A 20,743-nucleotide genomic window follows, 5' to 3' on the forward strand; every position below is an offset into this window, starting at 1 on the left:
TGATTATTGGCAAGCTAAACGAAGCTATACTCAGTGTTGGTACAAAGCTAACTTCCATCCCTTCCATTAGCATTTGTAACGTTGACATACGTGCTCTCTTTCAACTGTGTCAAAACGACTAATACTCTTATAAAGTTAGCTGTGCAATTTGGACTATTGAATGAATAAAAATGACCAACAGCAATTGCTGATACAATTAAGAGCAGAAAATCAGGAATTATTAGAGTTTAAAATACTCAATAATTTAATTTCAAAATCAATGCAAGCTTTGACGGAAAACATAGACCAAGCTATGCCCTTTAGCGTCTTATTTTCACTAGTCAAACAGGAGTTAAAACCTGATCTTCAATTAATCGTAACTTGCAACCCAGAAAGTACTGAACTGAGTATTTTAGCATGCACACATGAGGAACTAATTGGAAAACACATTACATTCGAAAATACTAAAACTGTAAAATTTGAATTTAGAGAAACAACAGTGATCAATTTAGACTCTACCTCTAATTGGTCAAGCACTCTAAAACGCCTATTGCCCCAAGCGACATCAGCACTAATTCAGCCTGTAAAATTTAACAACAGTGATTATGCCGTCATCTTGCTAAAAAAAGAGCCCTATAGCTTTAACTCTGGAGCGCAATCTATCATATCAAACTACTGTAGTTTTATCGCAAACACACTCACATTGAGAGACTATCGCCATATTGCAGCTGAACGCGAAAGTTTATTTGCACAACAAAAAAGAATTGAAAACAGTTTAGCGAAACAAGGAAAATTAGCGGCAATTGGTCAACTTGCAGCCGGCGTTGCCCACGAATTGAATAACCCACTAGGATTTATTTATAGCAACTTGAAAACGCTTGACGTGTACTTAAAAGATATCAACTCATTCATAAACGAAGTAAACAATACATATCCAGAAATTAATAAGTCCATTAAAAAGCACAAGCTTGATTTTATATTAAAAGACAGTATTGAATTAATTAATGAAAGTCAAGAAGGTGCTAGACGTGCGAGAGATATTATTAAAAACCTACGTAACTTCACACATCCAGATGAACAAACCATATCAACTATAAACATAGTAAAGCTTGTTGAAGATACGGTAAAGATAGCTAAAGTCAATCTAAAAAAACACATAAAAATAAATTTAACTCATCATTTAGAAAGTGCATTAGCCAAAGGAAACACAACACAACTAAGTCAAGCAATATTAAATATTATAAACAACTCCTATTATTCAATAAAACATCAAAAAGGATTAATTGAAATAGATATCATGAAGATAAATCATTGGATAAACATTGAAATAAAGGATAATGGGAACGGTATACATGAGACTGATATACCACATATCTTTGAACCTTTTTTACAACAAAAGAAATTGGTGAAGGTACTGGGTTAGGGCTATCAATATCAAGAGCTATAGTAGAGCAACACAATGGATTTATTACTCTTGACTACACAGGGCCTTCGGGTACAAAATTTGTTATAGGTCTACCGGAGTCTAGCCATGCTAGCAATAATTAGAAGACATAATAAATCCATTAAGAAACATCGAATATTATTCTTATTATATTGTATTATCATTGGATTGGTTGCCAATTTATCAGTTGTAACCGTTCCAATTGCAGTACCTCTCAATGTAGGCAATGTTGCAGCTTTATTGATTCTAGCACGTTTAGGTCCCTTGTGGGCGTTAGTATGTTTTGTTTTTGTTGCATCTCCACTCCCCTCTTTTATTGCTATAATACTAAGCCTTATACAAGTCGTATTATTTAATATTTATATTAAAAAAAATAGCTCAAACACAACGCAAATTACTGTGATTTATTTTTTAGCAGCTATTCTCGTTATAAAAATGTTTTCACTGGAAGCTATAAAGGATAATTTATCCTTCTTGATTATATATTGCTCTTTATCAACGGCATTATTTATTTGGAGTGTAAAAGCTGCACGTTTACTCCTTGCATTATATGTTAATAATGAGCAATTAAGAAAACAGTCATTGCAACATCAACTATCTTTTAGAGTCGGATTATACACAGCAATCCCTGCAACATTACTGATTACACTTGGTCTCAATGGACTGACGAGTTTAGAACTTGTGAAACAAATGGTTCATTATCAAAATGAAATTAACTCTCTTAAGGACAATATTGAGTTAAAACTAAAAGATTACATCGTAAAGATTGAAACTATTGTTAATACAACAGAAAAACAAGTTACCAAAAAAACTTTAAAACTTCTTGTGGAACAATCTCCAGAATTTATATCTTCACTTGTAACAGATAATAATGGTATTGTTAGAGATTTCTACAAAGTTGATGCAAACACAAACAACATCGGCAATTTGAGCGTTGCAGACCGTCCCTATTTTTATTTGGTAAAACAAACAAAAACGTCTTTTATAAGTGATACCTTCAAAGGAAGATCACTCGGAGATGATCAATTATTTGCTGTAAGCACACCTATAATAAGAGAAAATAAATTTGATGGTGTACTACAATTAGCAATAAAACTTAATTCATTACTGACATTATTTGATAAACATATTGATAGTATTTCACATCGTATACTCATAGATAAATCAGGAAGAAAAGTATGGGGAAACAATGTAAGTGGTGATATCGGCAGTGTCTGGACTCGACCTAAAGATAGCGAGCCGATGAAAGATACATTTCTAAGAAAAAGTATATTCAACCCACTTAATCCTATTACATTTAGCAAAGATGCGCATCACTTTATCATCAATGAAAAAATAGGTTTAACTGGTTGGGAGTTATATTTTTTCATTGACACGAACGATCTCTTCATAAAACTTTCAATTTATTTTTTCTTGCTCTAGCCTTAATCACTATAATATTAGAAACATCTGTTAGACTATCAAAAAGATTTGTAAAAAACTACACACAGGCATTGGAGCAATTGGTAGATTACACTCAACAATGGGATGGCAAAACCTTAAATAGCAAAGCATTGAATCTTACTCAATCGGCGCTTGAAATTGACACTTTAGCGCATAGCTTTATAAATATGCAACGACGAGTAACTGGTGCTCACAACGCAACAATATCATCAATGAATGAGGTAAGACTTCTTAATGAAGAGTTAGAAGAAAGAGTTGAAAAACGAACAAGAGAATTAGAAGAAGAGCGCGATAAAGCAAATCATCTAGCAGCAATTAAAACTAGATTCCTTGCTAATATGAGCCATGAAATTCGTACTCCAATAACGATAATTAAAGGTTTCACTGAACAAATTTTACCCATTACCCATGGTGAAGTACATACTGCTCTTTGCAAAATTGAACAAAATACATCTCACCTTCAAAGTATAATTAATGACATTTTAGACGCGGCTAAAATTGATGAAGGAAAAATGTCTATAGCTGAGCAATCGGTTGCTATTGAACCGCTTTTAAACAGCTTAAGTGATGCATTAACTGTTTTAGCACATTCGAAAAATTTAACCACTCAGTTAGACATTAATCTATCAAATATTAAATATATAAAAACAGACCCTTATAGACTTAAGCAGATATTACTCAATTTTATTAGTAACGCAGTAAAGTTCACGCAAAAAGGTACTATAAAATTAGTTGCGAACATAACAGATAAAAATGAGTTATATATTGCAATTATCGACAACGGCATTGGTATTTCATCTGAACAAGCATCGAGTTTATTTCATGCATTTACTCAAGCAGACTCCAGTACCAGTAGAGATTATGGCGGTACAGGTCTAGGATTATTTATCAGTAAACAATTAGCTGATGCTATGTCTTTACAACTTAATATGCATAGTACAGTTGGGATTGGGTCTTGTTTCTCGATCACATTACCCGCAGAAAAATTAATTAATAACGTTGCCATAACGCATGATGAAATCAACATTATTCAAAATGACATCGTAGACTGGAAAAAGAAAAGCATCTTATTTGTTGATGATGTAGAGGATATTAGAGACTTAGTAGCCATTTACCTAAAAGATACCGGAATAAGTATAGATTTTGGTGTCAATGGTGAAGAAGCAATACAATTAGCATCTCTAAAACATTACGATCTGATCATATTAGACCAACAAATGCCAGTTATCGATGGACTTACCGCTGCAAATACAATACGTGCGATGAATAAAAATATTCCTTTATTATTATTAAGTGCTGATATTTTTTATGATGATAGTGAAAAAAATAGCGCTTTCAACAAAAAAATCACAAAACCTTTTAGCAAACAACAACTCATTGATACCTTGCAATATTTTCTGGGAGAAAACCAATCAAAATATAATAAGCAAAAAAAAGAAGATGACATATTAGATAATGATTTAACAATTGAATATCTAAAAACCTTACCTAATGTATTGTCCTTATTAAATAAACTTATCAATGATGGAGAAATAACAAAGTTAGGACATGAATTACATAAGCTAAAAGGAACAAGTGCGTGTTTAGGGCTTAGCAATATATCGTCATGTGCGGCACATCTCAATGTGCAACTAAAAAATCGAATGATAACCCTAGATGAAATCAACGAATTGTCAACCGCTATAACGGATGCACTTTTAGCTGAAAATGAAAAATAATAGGATATAATATCAATGATAACACATGAGTCAGACCTAACATTCAAAAACATCAGCAGGAGTTAAGATAGGTAATATCACAGTGAAAGAAGTGCCCACACCTAAAGTAGAAGTGACTTTAATCTCACCTTTATGCTTTTGAACTATACTGTAGGATAATGATAAACCAAGCCCTGTGCCTGTTCCTACAGGTTTGGTGGTGTAAAAAGGTTCAAATATTTTACGTATATCTTGTGCTGCAATACCAGAACCAGTATCACGAATAACAATCATAAATTCTGATTCTGTCGCACTTACTTCGATAGATATTTCACCTCTTTCCTCTATAGCTTGCGCAGCATTAACTAACAAATTAAGGAATATTTGATTAAGCTGCATTGGCTGACAATATAGCTCTGGCAAATTATCCTGGAAATTACGAAGAACAACAGCTTTATATTTAATCTGGTTAGCAGCAATTTTTAATGTATTTTCAATACCCTCTATTACATTAGCATATTGCCACTCACTACTATCGACATGAGAAAAAGACTTGAGACTTTTCACAATTACGGCAACGCGATCTAATCCCTCAATCGATTCATTGATTAAATCAGGTAAATCTGAGCATATAAATTCAAACTGATGTCGCTTCAACATATCTTGCTCAAGTGCAAAATAAGGCGGAGAACCAATTTTATGTACTAGTTTTTGATAAAAACTAAGTAATTTTAATAACTTATCATTATAATCTTGTAAGCTTTGTAAGTTTGAATTCACAAAACCAATTGGATTATTAATTTCATGAGCAACACCTGCAGCTAACTGCCCAATTGCGGCCATTTTTTCAGATTGTAATAATTGATTTTGAGCAGCCTCTAGTTTTTTATTGAGAAGACTCAGTGCTGTATGCTCTTGTTCCAATTGTTCAGAAAGGCATTTTTGTGCTTGGTAATAACTTGCAAGCTCAGTTACATCTTGCACAATTAAACAAACTGTTTTCACTTGATTATTTTCTATATCGAGCGGGAAAAACTCAATATTTTGGTACATAGCAGTCTCTTCACCTGTAATAGGCCGACTGCTACTAAAGTCAAATACATGTGGACGATGTTCCCAATATGAGAAACTGGCATTATTAAGCACAAAAACGCTATTAATTTTTTTTTGAAGAAATTTTGCGGCATCAGGGAATAACGTGAGTAAGTTATTTTCGTGTGTAACTGACTTATTATCGGTTGACAATCTATCGGTAAAAAATTCATTCCAGTAAATAATTTGATAAAACTCATCAACCACACAAATTCCAAGTGGTAAGCGTGAAGTAAGCTTCTGCAATAGCTGTGACTGACTCATAATTACTCCAGCAGCTGCTGTAGTTTCACTAATAAAGTTTGAACTGATGCCTCTTCCAAACAGATCACAACTTTTGAGTCAAACTGACTCACTTCCACTTTAAACTCAACCTCCATCATTAAAGTACTTGCCCATCTATAGTGGTAATGCTGACTAGCCGCATTATACATTGTCGGCATACTTAACTTTGCGTTTAATGAAAGTTGCTCAGCAAATCCGGTTAAACATGCACCAGCTAAAATATTGGCAAGTTCTAACAACAATTCATTTAACCGGTCTTGAGTAAGTGGCAGTTCATACTCCATTAATGTACCAATCGCATCGCAGCCCTGCTTAGATAGCGTTGAAATAACTTCACCTTTAATACTGCCTAAAAATGATTGGCGTGTGTACCACATTGCCTCGTCCGATAGCATAGAGACAAATTGTTCAGGAGTAACATCACTGATTTTAGGAATTGATAGTGTAATTTTAGCTTCGATTAAACGAGCAAGTGAATTAGCTGCTTGCCCCATAGAAATATTCATCAATTCCTGGAGCGCGTCTCGCTGTTCTTCAGATAGCAACATGTTCATATTAGCCCCACATCGAAAAGTGCTTCTCTTAACTGTGCGGGTTGTAACGGTTTTTGTAAGAAACGAAAAGCACCTAGGGAATCAACTAACAATTTAGCTTCTGGCTGTATATCTGCACTTATCACAATCACAACCGTCTTTGATTGTTGTTCATGAAGACATTTAAGTACTCCAAATCCATCAAGTTCAGGCATGGTCAGGTCAAGAAATAGTACCTCAGCCTTACCTGAATTAGCTGCTTCTAGGGCCTCTTTTCCATTGCACGCTTCAGTGATCTCAACATCCCAGTCCTCCGGTAAAGCTCGTCTTACCGCTTTTCTGGACATTAAAGAATCATCAGCAATTGTGACAGGTATTGGCATAGCATCACCTCATGAGTGTCTCATCTGTCTTATATTAGTCGTTATTCACTATGCGTCAATGTTAAGCGCTAATAATAAGAATCTTAGCAGAACCTTCAGCACAATGATTTTCTCGATAAGGTTCAACTTAAAAAATAACTCATGCCAAAACAACAAACTAGTAAAACTATTTCACCGTCTTGATTGCATTCCAGTTGCTTTCAAGATGAAAATTTAGCTAAACAGTCATTTGTAGCTTTAACTTGGCTGAAAATAGATGAACAGATAGTGTTAAATGAATGCGAGTGCAATATAAGAATAAAACTACATAACAGATACGACCATATTAGGGCGTGTTGGCGATGTTTAAGAGTGGTTTGTTTCAGCAGTTTGGCTGGTTGTGCGAGGCAAAGTCCATACTGCATAGTTAAGCTACATAAAACTAAGATAACTCCGCAGAAATATCAGCCAAATACTGCCCGAAGAGTTCATTCTGGCAAGACTTTTCTCTGTACTTTCAGTGATTAGAGACGCTGGTAATTTGAGTAAAATAACGACCCATATTTACTCGCTTCGCGAGCAGCACTTGCTCAAACGAACAAAATTGAATCTTAAAATATCAACATTCTTTAGACGGTAGCAACTAGTGGTTTACTGATATCGCAAATGAAAAAGCCTCATCAAATGATGAGGCTTTTTCATATTTGGCGGAGCGGACGGGACTCGAACCCGCGACCCCCGGCGTGACAGGCCGGTATTCTAACCAACTGAACTACCGCTCCAAACTTTTTATTATACCGCTATAACAGCACTATAATTTTAACTTTCAATAACTTGACTGGCGGAGCGGACGGGACTCGAACCCGCGACCCCCGGCGTGACAGGCCGGTATTCTAACCAACTGAACTACCGCTCCACTCAAGTTGCGGTGAATAATACGGTTGAGCGTTCGAAGCGTCAACCGTTTTTTTCACTCAATTGCATCGATTAGTTAAAATTTCGCCAAACTTAACAAAACCCCATGATAAGTGAACAAAATATCTGCAAATTCCGATGTAAATCTCACCCTTTCCTTCACTTTTATCTACGATTATCAGGTTCATCTGGCATAGTTAAATCTATTTCATCAAGGGATGGGACATCAGCTTTATTTTGTTCCGCTTCATCTAAAATCCGCTGTTCGGCCGCGGCTAATGCTTGTGCCAAACTTTGACGCTTACGCCAAATAATCAGCCCAACCACACCCAGTAGCACTAACACCACATTGACGGTGATAATCCAGAAGATCGCTTCCTGCTTAGCGAGAGCCTCTTCCTCTGCAGCCTTTTGCGCGGCCACAGCTGCGAGCTCTTCTTCGCTAGGTGGTGGCTCGGGCGGTTGCACTAGGTTGAAGAACAGTTCAGGTAAATCGAGTACTATTTCACGGCCAGTGACTGTCGTTGTCGCAGCAGAGCCTTTTATTCGGTAACTGCCAAACTCGGTCACAGGCGGTATCGGCAGTTCAGTGTCGCTCTCCTTAAGCCCATGAACTACGAGGGGAAGTTGCAAACCAGCAGGTCCAACAAGCTCAAATGAAAAATGGGTTTCAGCTAGCTGTAATACGCTACTATCGGCATGTAGCATGATTTTCCATTGACCCGTTAAAGGATCTTCAGGAGTTATCACCTCTGCATTTACGGGTCGTGGAGATAAGCTAAAAGGAAATGAGACTTGCCTTTCAAATACGTTGTTACGCGCTTGAACGACAAAGTCGTACTCACCCCATGGCTGCTTAAGATTGATATCGCCTGTAAATATGCCGTCATCAGGTCTTTCATCGAACTTTTCACCATTATCTTTGTAGGAACCAACGATAATGTCACCTGCGGCAAAGTTTTCATCGCCCGTCCGATGCTTACTGACAAAGTGAGCGGTCCACTCGACTAAATAGTCCATCCCAGGCATGCGAACGCGCTCTGCATCTCCCATTAATTGGGCAATCACTTTGGTTTGTTCGCCTTGAAATAATGGCTGAGGTAATCGTTGAACTTCAATCTCAAGCTTTGAAACCCGTTTAATTTTCGAGCCCGCAACCACTTTACCCACCAATTGCCAAGGGCCTGGCTGAGGTGATTCGATATAAATAATATCCCCGGTCATACCATCAACCCATTTGACCGTTTCTGGATGACGATTGGCGTACCACTTACTGCCATCAGGCAAGACAATCACCACAGGGGCCGAACCATATTCTCGCTGGATCATGAGTGTCATACTGCTGACCATATGATCCACCCGAAAACGATTTTTAAGCTCAGAAGCCGTATCTACGGGCACGACTTTCATATTCGAGGGCTTGGACGACGTGTTTACCATACTCTCAGCACTGTTTACCTTAACCTCAGCACTGTTTACCTTAACCTCAGAACTTGGCTCAGCAGTATTTTGAACCTTAGCTGCCATATCGGTAGTCGGCTTTGTTGGCTTAGCGGTCACTGGTTCCGTATCAGCCGCAAACAATGACGTGCTCAAGCTAAGGTAGCCGAGTATTAACGTGGTATTGACTAGAGATTTTCGCAGCGACATCGTCATAGGCTAAAAATTATCCTCTCCAGAGGCACTTTCCTGATTTTGCGACTAAATCAAGGCGTTGTTCATGTATAACGAGTTCATCGGCCGATGCGCTGATCACTTTAAGATTAAGTGATGCGGGATCAAAGCGTTGAATGCCTCCCGCCTCTTGACCAACTTCTTCGTTAGAGAGATTGAACTTAGTCTGACCTCCCGTCATCGACAAATACACATCGGCAAGAATTTCGGCGTCGAGTAATGCGCCGTGGTAATGACGGCGGGAATTGTCGATGCCATAACGTTTGCAGAGAGCGTCTAAGTTGTTTTTTTGCCCAGGATGCAAAAACTTAGCGATATCGAGGGAGTCTAAAATATCACAAATGTCGCGAGTCTTTGGTCCTAACGGTTGTAGTAAGGAAAACTCATGGTCCATAAAGCTCACGTCGAAGTTTGCGTTATGGGCTACAATTTCTGCGCCACTGATAAAATCGATAAACTCTTGCGCTATTTGATGAAATCTTGGCTCATTTGCAACACGCTCATCGGTGATCCCGTGAACAGCAATCGCTTCTGGATCAATCGCTTGGCCAGGATTGATATATTGATGGTAATAACGCCCCGTTAAACGGCGGTTGATGACCTCAACACAGCCTATCTCAATAATTCGGTGTCCTAAATACACCGCACCACTCCCCTGGTTCATACCAGTGGTTTCAGTATCCAAAATAACCTGACGGCTTGCGTTTGAGATAATATTCATACTTTTATGCGCTTCTTATGACTTTTTTTGGTTATACTCGGCCGATATTTACGCCGCTGGTAACCACTTGATGACTGAACTAAAACTAATCCACATCTTCACCGATGGTTCTTGCTTAGGCAATCCGGGCCCCGGTGGCTATGGCATTGTAATGAATTATAAGGGCCATACAAAGGAGATATCCGATGGTTTTGCCCTGACAACCAATAATCGCATGGAATTATTAGCCCCAATCGTTGCGCTTGAGGCCCTAAAAGAACCCTGTAAAATCATTCTCACCAGCGATAGCCAATATATGCGCCAAGGGATCACCACTTGGATCCACGGTTGGAAGAAAAAAGGCTGGATGACATCTAATAGAACGCCGGTGAAAAATGTCGATCTTTGGAAACGTTTAGATAACGCCGCTCAACTCCACCAAATTGATTGGCGCTGGGTAAAAGGCCATGCCGGACACGCGGAAAATGAACGCTGTGATCAACTTGCTCGCGCCGCCGCAGAGGCAAATCCTACGCAAATTGATGCAGGTTATCAGGCGGAGTCCTAACACTTATCGCTGCTAGAACACCATTATTCTCGTGATAAATGGAAAAAATTACTGCAAAACTGCACAAAGGCCAGCCCTAACGACGTTGCTTGGCGACTCTTATGAGTTATGCGGTAAAACTGCCGCTCTAGCACTAATCCTTCAATGGTGACTAGAGCCAATTCTTTTCGACTAATGTCTTTATCCAACGCAAGTTCTGACAAAACCCCCAAACCAGCACCTTGTTTTACCGCCAACTTGATGGCATCTGGCGTGGTAAAGCAGAACTTAGCCTCCGGTTGCATACCCAGTTCATTGGCCGCATTAACAAAATATTCCCGAGTTCCCGATCCTTCTTCACGCAGCACCCAAGATTGGCCTTTTACGGCCATAGGCTTAACCGTTTGCCCTGCTAATGGATGAGCGGGATGGCAAAACACCAATAATCGATCCTTGTGCCACGGCTCGATATGAAGACGGTTATCAGTACAATTCCCTTCAATAAACCCCATTTCGGCACGAAATTGTGCAACGGATTGAATCACTTCTTGGGTATTGGTGATCGCCACGTCTACATGGGTTTGGATATGTTGCTGGCAAAATGCGACTGCCGCTTTCGCCAGTAAATAATTACCAATCGTTGAGCTTGCACTCACACTTAAGTGTCCAACCAAATCACCATCTTGACGAGTAAATGCCTGCTCAATTTGTTCAACACGATGTAAAAGATCGGTGGCCAACGGCAACAAGAGGTTACCTTGCGAATTCAGTTGCAGACGATTGCCAATTCTTTCAAATAACCGAGCATTGAGCTGTTTTTCCAGTTCGGCTAAGGCCATAGAGGTCGCAGGCGGCGATAGATTAACTTGTTCAGCCGCTTTTGCCACCTGACCACTGCGTGCGACGGCTTCAAAAACTGCAAGTTGCCTTAGGGTAATTCGCATATCGGACTCATTAATCGATGATGTTATTTTATATGTTCGGATAAATGCCCAGTGCGTCCGGCACTTGGCGCAGTGGCCCAATTGGGTTGTCGAACTTTACGTTTGTCACGGATTGGGGTTAATGGTGATTCTAATTTTCGAGCCACAATCAAATACAAACTCCCCGCACTGGGAAGCCATGAAGCTAAGGTTTGCTGTAAAAAACGACCACGATTCAATTCGCCGATCAGGGGATGGTAAACCAAACGCTCATCACTCACCACTTGATAACCAAGTAGCCCTAACCAATCTCGCACCCTAGATGGCATAAAAAAGCGTCCGCACCAAGGTAGATCATCTTGATATTTCGGCCACAGCTTGCCAAGAAACACTGAGCTTAAGGGGTTAAAGCCCACAATAAATAAATAACCACCGGCGATCAGCACTCTGTCGGTTTCCCGTAAAATACGGTAAGGATCAGCCTCAAACTCTAGTAGCAAGCTCATCACCACAGCATCAATCACCCCATTTTGTATCGGTAAATGACAAAAATCCCCCATTAACGAGGCTGTTGGTGCTGAGCATAGTGAAAAATGATGAGCAACAGGGGATGCCATACTGGAGAGCTGTGCACTTAAGGGGCCCAACTTCAACAAATGATAACCAAACACCCTTGGCCACCAATCAGTGAGTTTATCGGTAACAGCTTGCTGGAGTGCGTCGCCATTGGGTAAATCTTCCCATTGCTCAGGTTTACGCACAGAACTGTTATACGACACAACTCACCTCCCTTCCGTTACCTTATTACTTTTACCAAGTTAAGATCTTCATTGAACATCCATCATTAGGTGATTTAAAAATCACAATAGTCGCCAACTGATATACACCTGTGGATAATAACCTCATCTTGAAATCAAAATACAGCTATCGGCGGTGCTATGCTCACTATAACAGCGATTAATGCCTTTAATGACAATTATATCTGGGTGTTGCGACAAGACTCCCAGCAAACGGTGTATGTGGTTGATCCTGGCGATCCACATGTTGTGCTCGACTACTTACGTAAACATCAACTTACGTTAGCGGGTATTTTGATCACTCATCATCATCATGATCATACAGGTGGAATAACCGCCCTCGCCGCCCATGTTAAGCAGACAACAGACCAGATCCTGGCTGTCTACGGTCCGCAACGTGAAGCTATTCAAGGCATCAATCAGCCAATCGACCCTACACAGAGCAATACACTTACATTGCCCTTTATCGATGCGCCCATACACATCTTGTCTGTACCTGGGCATACTGCTGGTCATATAGCGTATCTACTTGATGGAGCCCTATTTTGTGGTGATACACTCTTTAGTGCAGGCTGCGGTCGTTTATTTGAGGGCACCCCTGCACAAATGTGGCAATCCTTAAGTTTGCTCGCGGCGTTACCCGATGAGACTCGAGTGTACTGCGCCCATGAATATACTCTTGCGAATCTTAAATTCGCCCAAGAGGTAGATGCTGATAACGCTGCACTCAACAAGTATGTAGAGCAAGCCACCACAATGCGTGCCCAAAACAAAGCCACCATCCCCTCCACCATAGGGTTAGAGCGGGCAATCAATCCCTTCCTTCGTCCGTTAGCGCCTACCATAGTCAACAGCATAAAAAGTAAGTTTTGTGACCAAGATCTGACTAAAGCTGATGAACTAAGCTGTTTTGCCCTACTTCGGCAGTGGAAAGATATTTTTTAGTAAAAAACGATCCATTTATGGCTGAAATTTATACAGATTTTTCCACTTTTGATGACGTAAATCAAAAGTGACCCTACAAGATGTACGATAATTTAGGGACAAGCTCGAAAAGATCCCATAGAATGGCTCGTTTTTGCGTGAATACTTTGCGCTCTGTGTTGCCACTTTTTTTCACATAATCAATTCGTTAGATAATTTACGTTGTACGAAGAGTGCAGTGGCAATGCACTAACAGAGGACTATCGTTTTCCATGAGAGTATCACTTTATGTTGTAGTAGGGGGATTTGCCCTACTCACAGGTTGTCAGACGTTAGACAACCCTCAGGTGCCCAAACCTGAAGCTGAAACCGTCACGACCGAAAATACCGTCCCACAGTATTATCTCGCAACCGAACCTGAATCGGCGCAAATTACTGATGTATGGGAACGAATTCGTCAAGGAATGCAGTTACCCATTCCAGACAAGAAACTCGTTAACTATTATCGCGATTGGTACATTAACAACCCTAAACACCTTGAATTGATTTCTGAGCGTGCAGCGCCTTACATGTATTTAATCGTCGAAGAACTTGAAAAACGCCATCTACCAATCGAGATAGCCCTGCTACCGATTATAGAAAGCGCTTTCGATCCCAGTGCTTCTTCGGCCAGTGCTGCCTCAGGGCTTTGGCAATTTACCACCCCGATGGCGAGCCACTTTGGGTTAGAGATGAACTGGTGGTATGACGGCCGTCGCGATGTGCCTGCATCCACGACAGCAGCCCTAGATATGCTCGAATATTTGTACGATAAAACCAATAATAATTGGCTTTATGCAATTGCGGCCTACAACTCAGGAGAGTCACGCGTACTCAATGCGATTAAACGCAACGAAGATAAAGGTCTTAAAACCGATTTTTGGTCGCTCGATCTCCCTAAAGAAACCAAACGTTATGTGCCACAGTTATTGGCGCTCGCCGAAGTGATTAAACATGCCGATGAATATGGCATTACTCTGGCACCCATTGATAACAGCCCTTCAATCGAAGTGGTTGATATAGACAGTCAAATTGACTTAGCCATGGCAGCAGGTCTCGCCAATATGACCACCAATGAGCTGTTAAAGCTCAATCCAGGTTACAATCGCTGGGCAACCTCACCAATGGGCCCACACACTTTAGTATTACCCATTGATAAATCTGAAGAGTTCAAAAAAGCACTTGCAGAAACTGAAAGTGAGGCCCGTGTAAGCTGGCTTAGATATACGATTAAGCCTGGAGATAGTTTAGGGTCTATTGCAGAAAAACATCATACAAGCATCAATGCGATCCGTGCTGCTAATGGTATGAAAAACAACAATATCATTGCTGGAAGACCGCTAATTATCCCAGTCTCTGCTGATGATAAACAACTGTATGCCCTATCAACCAGTCAGAAATTACCTAAAAAGGCCGCTGTTGCCACCTCGGGTAACAAGTTGACCTATAAAGTAAAATCCGGTGATAGTTTGTGGCAAATTGCCCAAGCACATAATGTTAGCGTCAAACAATTAATGACTTGGAACCATTTAAGCAAAGACAGCAAATTACAAAGTGGTCAACAATTGACGATTGTTGCACCACAAGAAAAACACGATAACGAGCAGATCCGAACCGTCAGCTACAAAGTTAAGGCTGGTGATTCACTCGCCCGAATTGCAAACAAGTTTAAGGTGACTGTTCCTGAACTTCGCGAATGGAACGGCTTAACCGCATCACAATATATTCAACCCGGTCAAGTGTTGAAACTGGTTGTAGATGAAAGCAATTTAAATACATAGAGCATTTAAGTGTGAATCACTCTAAATACCTTATGTTTAATTTGTTAATAAAATCGTCTTGCATCTAAAATAAAGATCAACATAAAAAAGCAGTAACCTCTGGGTTACTGCTTTTTTATTGGCTCAATACGCCGTTATCTTTCGAGCAGAACGTTGCCGGTTACGCTCACAAATCGACTGTTGACGTAGGAGATGACCGAGCACGCAAATCTTGCATACCTACAAGCCGCCCAACTTTTTAAGTAGCGAATCCTTTAATTTTTCTTTCGCTTTATCAGTCTCTTCCTTCAACTGATTATTTAATAACGCTTGAGTATCTAAGGCATATTCCGGTTTTTGGAAAGTACCGGTAATCGCGAGAGGGATATCAATTCCTGCCAGCGCATCTTTCTCACTGCCACCTTGACCTTTAAGGGAATTGACTAAACTGGTCGTTAACCGATAATCCAGAGTTTGCGTCAAGAGATCCGCGCTGCCCTTACCCGCAAGCCTAAGCAAAGGTGAAGACATAGCGAGATCAGGGTTTGTCGCTATACCATGTTCAAGGGAGAAGTTACCGGTTAGGCTCGAGAAGTCGGTTTTACGCTCCTCTTTCGTGTCCGCAGACAAATCCCCCTTTAATTTAGCCTGAGCACTACGGACCATCTGCGGGATATTGACACCGTAAAGGGCACCATCGGTGATATCAAAACGACCATTCGCTAGGAGGTTTTTCTTTAATTGTTCAGGAATCAAACTCTTACCTTTGCCTTTTACATTAAAATTTGCCGTTCCCGCCAGAATATCTAGCTTGGCCGCATCCTTAAGTAATGGTTGAATTTGTACACCTGATATTTGCTTATCAAATTGGTAACTTGCCACTTTTGATCGCGCATCAACCTGAGCATTGAGCATTAACTTACCTTGGTAGAGATCTGCACTTAGCTGCTTAAGATCAACCTCACCATTTTTAATGCCTAAATCCATTAACCAATTTTGCGTAGACAAATTCGCGACTTTGATCGATTTAACCGCCAATATTAGCTTCGCATCCAAACCATTAAGCGCCGTTAAATCGGGTTCAACAGCCTGAGTCTGTGAAGACGGAGCTGCGGTTTGTTCTTCTGAAGTGTCAGATTTTGGTAGCAAAGCATCGAGGTCAATATCCCCAAGTTGGAAATCCGCACTAATTTTCGGCACTTTGCTCCCGTAACTGACGGTCAACTTACCCGCTGCATTGATATCCATTGCCGTTAATTTACTGATGTCCGCCGATAACTGCTTTTTATCTAATGCAATTTGGCTGTTTAGACTAACCTCAGCGGTCAATTTTTTATTAGGGATCCCCTCGCCTTCAACTTGAGTCTCAATATCCAGCTTCTCAATCACCAGCTGATTAAAATCATGACTTAACTTGATTTGCCCTTCGCCTTTGCTGCTCACTGTCATATCCGGCAAGGTCGCGGCAAATTCGTAGGCCATCGGCGCAAATTTATCGAGTGAAAATGCCCCCAAAGTGAACTGTTTTAAGGTTAAGGTTTGGGTTTGCCCTTTAGCTTCATCAATTAAATTGATTTGCGTATTCGTAATAGAAATACCACCTACATCGATACTGGCTAGTTGTGCTTTAGCACTTGGTTCAGATGGGGTAGCAGATAGCTCAGTGCTCTTGCCCGTTAAGCCATCTAGGCTTGAGCTACCATTTTTACGGGTGACCAAATTGATTTTTGCGCCATCAAGAGTGAGCTGAGCGATTTCAATTTGCTTGCTAAACAGTGGTATAAGCTCAACCTCAGCTACGGCTTTATTAACTTCAAGCATCGATTTTGGGGTAAATCCCTCAGGGTTAGATAGGGAAACACCGCCTAAATTAATCCCTATGGTCGGAAAAAATGTCCATGACAAGTCATCGGTTATTACTAACTCGCGCCCAGTTTGTTTTTTAACAGCGTTGACAATTTCGGGTTTAAAATCATTAGGGTCAAAGAAAACAGTAAGATATAAGGCGACAGCGACGATGAAGGTCGCCAGAATGGCTAAAAACCACTTAATGAATTTCATGAAAACATCCTTATCAATAACATCTTGAATTTAAAAACTTAACTTAAAAATGCGAAATTTAAACACTCCTCACTGATGGCAATGCCATTCTCATCAACATAAACCATCATACCGGGTTTGACTGTAACACTGCCAAACTCGATAGGCACATTGACTTGTCCTTGATCTTTCTTATCAGTCTTGATGGGCATCGCGCCTAAGGCATAAACCCCTAAATTAAAAGTATTCAGCCTAGCAACGTCCCGAACATAACCATTGATAATCACGCCTTGCCAACCATTATCCATGGCGCTTTGGGCGATTAAATCTCCCAGCAGTGCACGACGGGATGAGCCTCCACCATCAACAACAAGCACTTTCCCTTGACCTGGCTGTGCTAAAACTTCTTTCACTTTGGAGTTATCTTCAAAACATTTGACCGTCACAACTTCACCCCAAAACAACTTCTTACCACCATAAGCACGAAACGCTAGCGGCAACAAAGTGAGTTTGGATGGATAGTGATCAAACAAATCGGGTAATAGATCAAGCATTTCAATCTCCACTTGGCGAAAAGTTTAGACTACTCATTATTGTAGACGCCGACAAGTACTATGAGAAAACCAGCTTTTTATTGGTTTTAGCACTTTAATACTTGGTCAGCATTGGCATAAACATTATAATCTGCGATAGTAAAATGCTTGTGATACCCTCTTGGGTTAAGGCATTCATTCTTTCGCTTCTCAACGTCTCGTAATAAAGTGAACACCAAATGACAACTGATCTAGATTTGCAAAGCGCTATCGCTGCACTCGATGAATATGGATATGAGAAAAAAGTCTCAACGGATCTTGAGCAAGCCCGTAATAAACAACAAATGGGGAAATACATCAAATCCCTTGATTACAGTTTACGTCGCTTATTAATATTGCAAGAAACTGTTAACGAACTAGTTGAAGAAAAGAAACACCAACTTGCACAGCAAGAAAATATTCAAACCTATAAGACTAAAATTATTAACCTTTCTCGAGAGTTTAACATTTCATACGAAGATGTATTAGCTATTATGGCTGAGTTACCCAACAAAAAATAATACCGAAAACAGCCTTCCAGAAAGAACAATTATAACAAGGCCGTACAGAATCTGCTGTATGGCCTAAATTAATCGTTGTATCAATTCAGACGTATTCATCCACGCAATGTATATCAAAACAGCCAGTGAAAAGGCGCCATTGATGGCACCCTTTCAATTATTGGCTTATTTTTCTAGCATTAACTGACGAATATATTTCACTGGCGCACTGCCATAGCTTAAAAACTTCTCATGGAATGCTTTGAGATCAAAATCCTTACCTTTGAGCTGCTTATATTCTTCGCGGAAATCGTAAATTTCACGGTAACCCGAGTAGTAACTGGTCAGCTGTACTTGGCTTAGGGTAGCACGGCGCCACTTGCCTTCAGCCTCAGCTCGTTGCTGGAAGGCTTCATCCATCATCAGGCTGATGGCTTGATCTTCAGTCATGCCTTTAACATGAATGCTGTAATCCAAGATCGTGTTACAGATAACACGTAGATTCCACTTGTAATACATCAACCACATTTCAGGCTCGAAATTGCCATAACCTTCTTCAAGCATCATGCGTTCGGTATAAACAGCCCAACCTTCGACCATTGCGCCATTACCAAATAAGCTTTTCACTAAGCTTGGCGATTCATTGGAATACACTAATTGAGTGTAATGCCCTGGAATCGCCTCATGGATATTTAAAATCTGTAATATCCAATGGTTATATTCGCGTAAATAGCTTTCAGCGGATTCATCATTCATACCATCGAGTGGCGTGACGTTATAATAGGTATTGCCTAATTTATCATAGGGGCCAGGGGCACTAATCGACGCTCCAGCATAACCACGCATATACTCAGGAGTTTCACGAACCACTAATGGTTTTTTTGGGTCTAAAGTCACTAATTTTTTTTGATTTACAAACTCAATCAACTCAGGAATTTGTTTACGGACTTCGCTAACAAAGTCGTCGCGTTTAACGTGCTCAGTCGACAATTTATCAATTAATTGGCGGATGGCGATTTTATTATCACTTGGTTTTGGCGTTGTAAAATATTTAGGCCAAAGTTTATCGGTGATCTTGGCCATTTCACCTTGGACCCTATCTTTATCTGCCATGGCTTTTTGATAGAGCTGTTTAGCCGTCATGCCCGCTTGGATATCAAAGGCAAATTTTTGCTCGTATAATTCTTCACCGATCCTAAAGCTACGGGCGCCTTCTTTTTTCAGCAAGTCAACCTGTGCATTTAACCAACGAATATGTTCATTAATTGCTTTCGTTGCCGTATCGAAGCGGGATTTAAATAGCGATTTTTCCGCATCCGACAGACCGGAATCCGCCACTTGTTTTAATAAATCATCGGAGAATACCGAAAACGCACCTTGGTTTTGCATTACAGCAAGTTCCGTATGCTCTAGGGTTGGTTTCGATATATTACTTCTTGCTGCGGCGTAATAAGCTGGGATATTTTCCATCCTGGCCAATACCGAGCGTAATCTGTCATCCAGCGGCGCAAAGTTTTCATTGATGATTTGTGCAAAACCGCCCGCCACGTTATAGCTAGAGGGATCCCATTGCCAAGATTTAAAGTCAGTGATATCCCACGCCATGCTGTTTAGCAGGTTATCAATCAAATGATAATCGATGGTTTCGTTAGAGCTCAGAGACTTAATTTCAAACTGTTTCAGCTTCGCCTGCTGGGTTTTTACAAAGGCAAGTGTCTTAACACGGCTAGCTTCATTGGGGATTTCTAAATAGCCATCATTAACATGCTTGCCGCTATATAGCGCCCATGTTGGTGATAATTGCCACAAATCATCGATAAAAGCATTACTAAACTGCGCAAAAGAAACCGTGCTAACTTCACCACTAACCACTTTACTTGGCGAGGTTTGGTCTGATTGGGATTGGCAGCCTACAAGGCCGGTGAACGATAACAATATCGCAAGGGATAGGGTGGTTTTTCTCATTCTTTATTGTCCTTTTTATATTTATACCAACGCGTTGTTGTAATGCTTACCCTAAGCAAGCTGGTAAAACGAATGCTAGGCGTATTGAATTTGGCGATAACGCCTGAAAGCTCGCTCGTCAGGCGTATTTAACATTACTTTAGTTAATCATATCAGCCGCCTAATTGCAGCAATGTTAATATCTAATACATGCCCAGTTACAAATTTGTAAGCCCATTTATTAACCCCTCGAACTAACCGCAAAGTTGAGATAATCCCCTATTTCAACAATGCTACTGCTATAATAGCGACCTGCTTCGCTGTTTGCGCCACGCCAACAGTTTGCCAATAAATCATTTAGTTGAGATCCTCAATGCCATTCACCCAACTTGGATTACACAGCGCGCTTATCAAAGCCGTGACTGAACTGGGTTACCAAAGCCCTACGCCAATACAAGCTCAGGCCATTCCCAGCATTCTTGCGGGGAAAAATGTGCTAGCCGCGGCTCAAACCGGTACAGGTAAAACGGCTAGTTTTGATTGCCGTTGCTACATCGATTTGCTGACGCACCC

At 40.4% G+C, this 20,743-nt stretch carries 17 protein-coding genes, 2 tRNA genes and 1 pseudogene; 8 read left to right on the forward strand and 12 right to left on the reverse strand.

What is annotated here, in order from left to right; all coding sequences use genetic code 11:
* Positions 1-160 precede the first annotated feature (160 nt).
* From SHEWPOL2_RS08520 to SHEWPOL2_RS23040, 3 genes are all read left to right on the forward strand, one after another.
* Complete coding sequence (locus SHEWPOL2_RS08520; protein ID WP_037427648.1) at positions 161-1,402, forward strand: ATP-binding protein; 1,242 nt, start codon at positions 161-163, stop codon at positions 1,400-1,402.
* A gap of 108 nt (positions 1,403-1,510) precedes the next feature.
* On the forward strand, positions 1,511-2,845 hold the full coding sequence (locus SHEWPOL2_RS23035; protein WP_037427650.1) for a hypothetical protein: 1,335 nt from the start codon (positions 1,511-1,513) through the stop codon (positions 2,843-2,845).
* A gap of 80 nt (positions 2,846-2,925) precedes the next feature.
* Positions 2,926-4,584: an ATP-binding protein gene (locus tag SHEWPOL2_RS23040; protein WP_037427652.1), complete on the forward strand. Its 1,659-nt coding sequence runs from the start codon at positions 2,926-2,928 to the stop codon at positions 4,582-4,584.
* 36 nt (positions 4,585-4,620) lie between these two features.
* On the opposite strand, the gene SHEWPOL2_RS08535 is transcribed toward SHEWPOL2_RS23040, so the two are convergent.
* From SHEWPOL2_RS08535 to dnaQ, 7 genes are all read right to left on the reverse strand, one after another.
* The gene (locus SHEWPOL2_RS08535) at positions 4,621-5,919 is read right to left on the reverse strand and encodes an ATP-binding protein (RefSeq protein ID WP_037427653.1); all 1,299 of its coding nucleotides are present in this window, start codon (positions 5,917-5,919) and stop codon (positions 4,621-4,623) included.
* 2 nt (positions 5,920-5,921) lie between these two features.
* On the reverse strand, positions 5,922-6,494 hold the full coding sequence (locus SHEWPOL2_RS08540; RefSeq protein ID WP_037427655.1) for a chemotaxis protein CheC: 573 nt from the start codon (positions 6,492-6,494) through the stop codon (positions 5,922-5,924).
* Positions 6,491-6,856: a response regulator gene (locus SHEWPOL2_RS08545; protein ID WP_037419128.1), complete on the reverse strand. Its 366-nt coding sequence runs from the start codon at positions 6,854-6,856 to the stop codon at positions 6,491-6,493. Before SHEWPOL2_RS08545 ends, SHEWPOL2_RS08540 begins: the two co-directional genes overlap by 4 nt.
* A gap of 684 nt (positions 6,857-7,540) precedes the next feature.
* Positions 7,541-7,617 (reverse strand) — tRNA-Asp (locus SHEWPOL2_RS08550).
* Between the two features lie 57 nt (positions 7,618-7,674).
* Positions 7,675-7,751: transfer RNA gene (locus SHEWPOL2_RS08555), tRNA-Asp, on the reverse strand.
* Between the two features lie 164 nt (positions 7,752-7,915).
* On the reverse strand, positions 7,916-9,190 hold the full coding sequence (locus SHEWPOL2_RS08560) for a TIGR03503 family protein (RefSeq protein WP_239642751.1): 1,275 nt from the start codon (positions 9,188-9,190) through the stop codon (positions 7,916-7,918).
* A gap of 226 nt (positions 9,191-9,416) precedes the next feature.
* Positions 9,417-10,145: a DNA polymerase III subunit epsilon gene (dnaQ, locus tag SHEWPOL2_RS08565; protein WP_037419134.1), complete on the reverse strand. Its 729-nt coding sequence runs from the start codon at positions 10,143-10,145 to the stop codon at positions 9,417-9,419.
* Positions 10,146-10,215: 70 nt separating this feature from the next.
* Here dnaQ and rnhA point away from each other — a divergent pair, with 70 nt between their 5' ends.
* Positions 10,216-10,692 carry a ribonuclease HI gene (gene rnhA, locus SHEWPOL2_RS08570; protein WP_037419137.1) on the forward strand — a complete coding sequence of 159 codons (477 nt, stop codon included), beginning with the start codon at positions 10,216-10,218 and terminating at the stop codon, positions 10,690-10,692.
* A gap of 23 nt (positions 10,693-10,715) precedes the next feature.
* On the opposite strand, the gene SHEWPOL2_RS08575 is transcribed toward rnhA, so the two are convergent.
* Both SHEWPOL2_RS08575 and SHEWPOL2_RS08580 read right to left on the reverse strand, forming a co-directional pair.
* Entirely contained in the window at positions 10,716-11,615 is a 900-nt protein-coding gene (locus SHEWPOL2_RS08575) for a LysR substrate-binding domain-containing protein (RefSeq protein WP_037427658.1), read from the reverse strand.
* 23 nt (positions 11,616-11,638) lie between these two features.
* A complete protein-coding gene (locus SHEWPOL2_RS08580; protein WP_037419144.1) occupies positions 11,639-12,373 on the reverse strand; it encodes a methyltransferase domain-containing protein in 735 nt (244 codons plus the stop codon).
* A gap of 159 nt (positions 12,374-12,532) precedes the next feature.
* Here SHEWPOL2_RS08580 and gloB point away from each other — a divergent pair, with 159 nt between their 5' ends.
* Positions 12,533-13,336 carry a hydroxyacylglutathione hydrolase gene (gene gloB, locus SHEWPOL2_RS08585; protein ID WP_037427660.1) on the forward strand — a complete coding sequence of 268 codons (804 nt, stop codon included), beginning with the start codon at positions 12,533-12,535 and terminating at the stop codon, positions 13,334-13,336.
* A 251-nt stretch (positions 13,337-13,587) separates the two neighbouring features.
* Positions 13,588-15,135 carry a LysM peptidoglycan-binding domain-containing protein gene (locus SHEWPOL2_RS08590; RefSeq protein WP_037427661.1) on the forward strand — a complete coding sequence of 516 codons (1,548 nt, stop codon included), beginning with the start codon at positions 13,588-13,590 and terminating at the stop codon, positions 15,133-15,135.
* A 219-nt stretch (positions 15,136-15,354) separates the two neighbouring features.
* Here the strand turns inward: SHEWPOL2_RS08590 and SHEWPOL2_RS08595 are convergent, their stop codons facing one another.
* Together SHEWPOL2_RS08595 and SHEWPOL2_RS08600 are read right to left on the reverse strand one after the other, a co-directional pair.
* Positions 15,355-17,175, reverse strand: a complete 1,821-nt coding sequence (locus SHEWPOL2_RS08595; protein ID WP_037427662.1) for an AsmA family protein — start codon at positions 17,173-17,175, stop codon at positions 15,355-15,357.
* Between the two features lie 38 nt (positions 17,176-17,213).
* A complete protein-coding gene (locus tag SHEWPOL2_RS08600) occupies positions 17,214-17,708 on the reverse strand; it encodes a putative 4-hydroxy-4-methyl-2-oxoglutarate aldolase (RefSeq protein ID WP_037419152.1) in 495 nt (164 codons plus the stop codon).
* Positions 17,709-17,926: 218 nt separating this feature from the next.
* Here SHEWPOL2_RS08600 and SHEWPOL2_RS08605 point away from each other — a divergent pair, with 218 nt between their 5' ends.
* Positions 17,927-18,247: a hypothetical protein gene (locus tag SHEWPOL2_RS08605; protein WP_037419155.1), complete on the forward strand. Its 321-nt coding sequence runs from the start codon at positions 17,927-17,929 to the stop codon at positions 18,245-18,247.
* 165 nt (positions 18,248-18,412) lie between these two features.
* On the opposite strand, the gene SHEWPOL2_RS08610 is transcribed toward SHEWPOL2_RS08605, so the two are convergent.
* Positions 18,413-20,191: a DUF885 domain-containing protein gene (locus tag SHEWPOL2_RS08610; protein WP_037427664.1), complete on the reverse strand. Its 1,779-nt coding sequence runs from the start codon at positions 20,189-20,191 to the stop codon at positions 18,413-18,415.
* Positions 20,192-20,543: 352 nt separating this feature from the next.
* On the opposite strand from SHEWPOL2_RS08610, the pseudogene SHEWPOL2_RS08615 reads away from it, so the two are divergent.
* Positions 20,544-20,743: pseudogene (locus SHEWPOL2_RS08615) on the forward strand (DEAD/DEAH box helicase); the annotation flags it as partial.

The sequence above is a fragment of the Shewanella sp. POL2 genome (assembly GCF_000282755.1).
GTDB classification, from domain to species: domain Bacteria; phylum Pseudomonadota; class Gammaproteobacteria; order Enterobacterales; family Shewanellaceae; genus Shewanella; species Shewanella xiamenensis.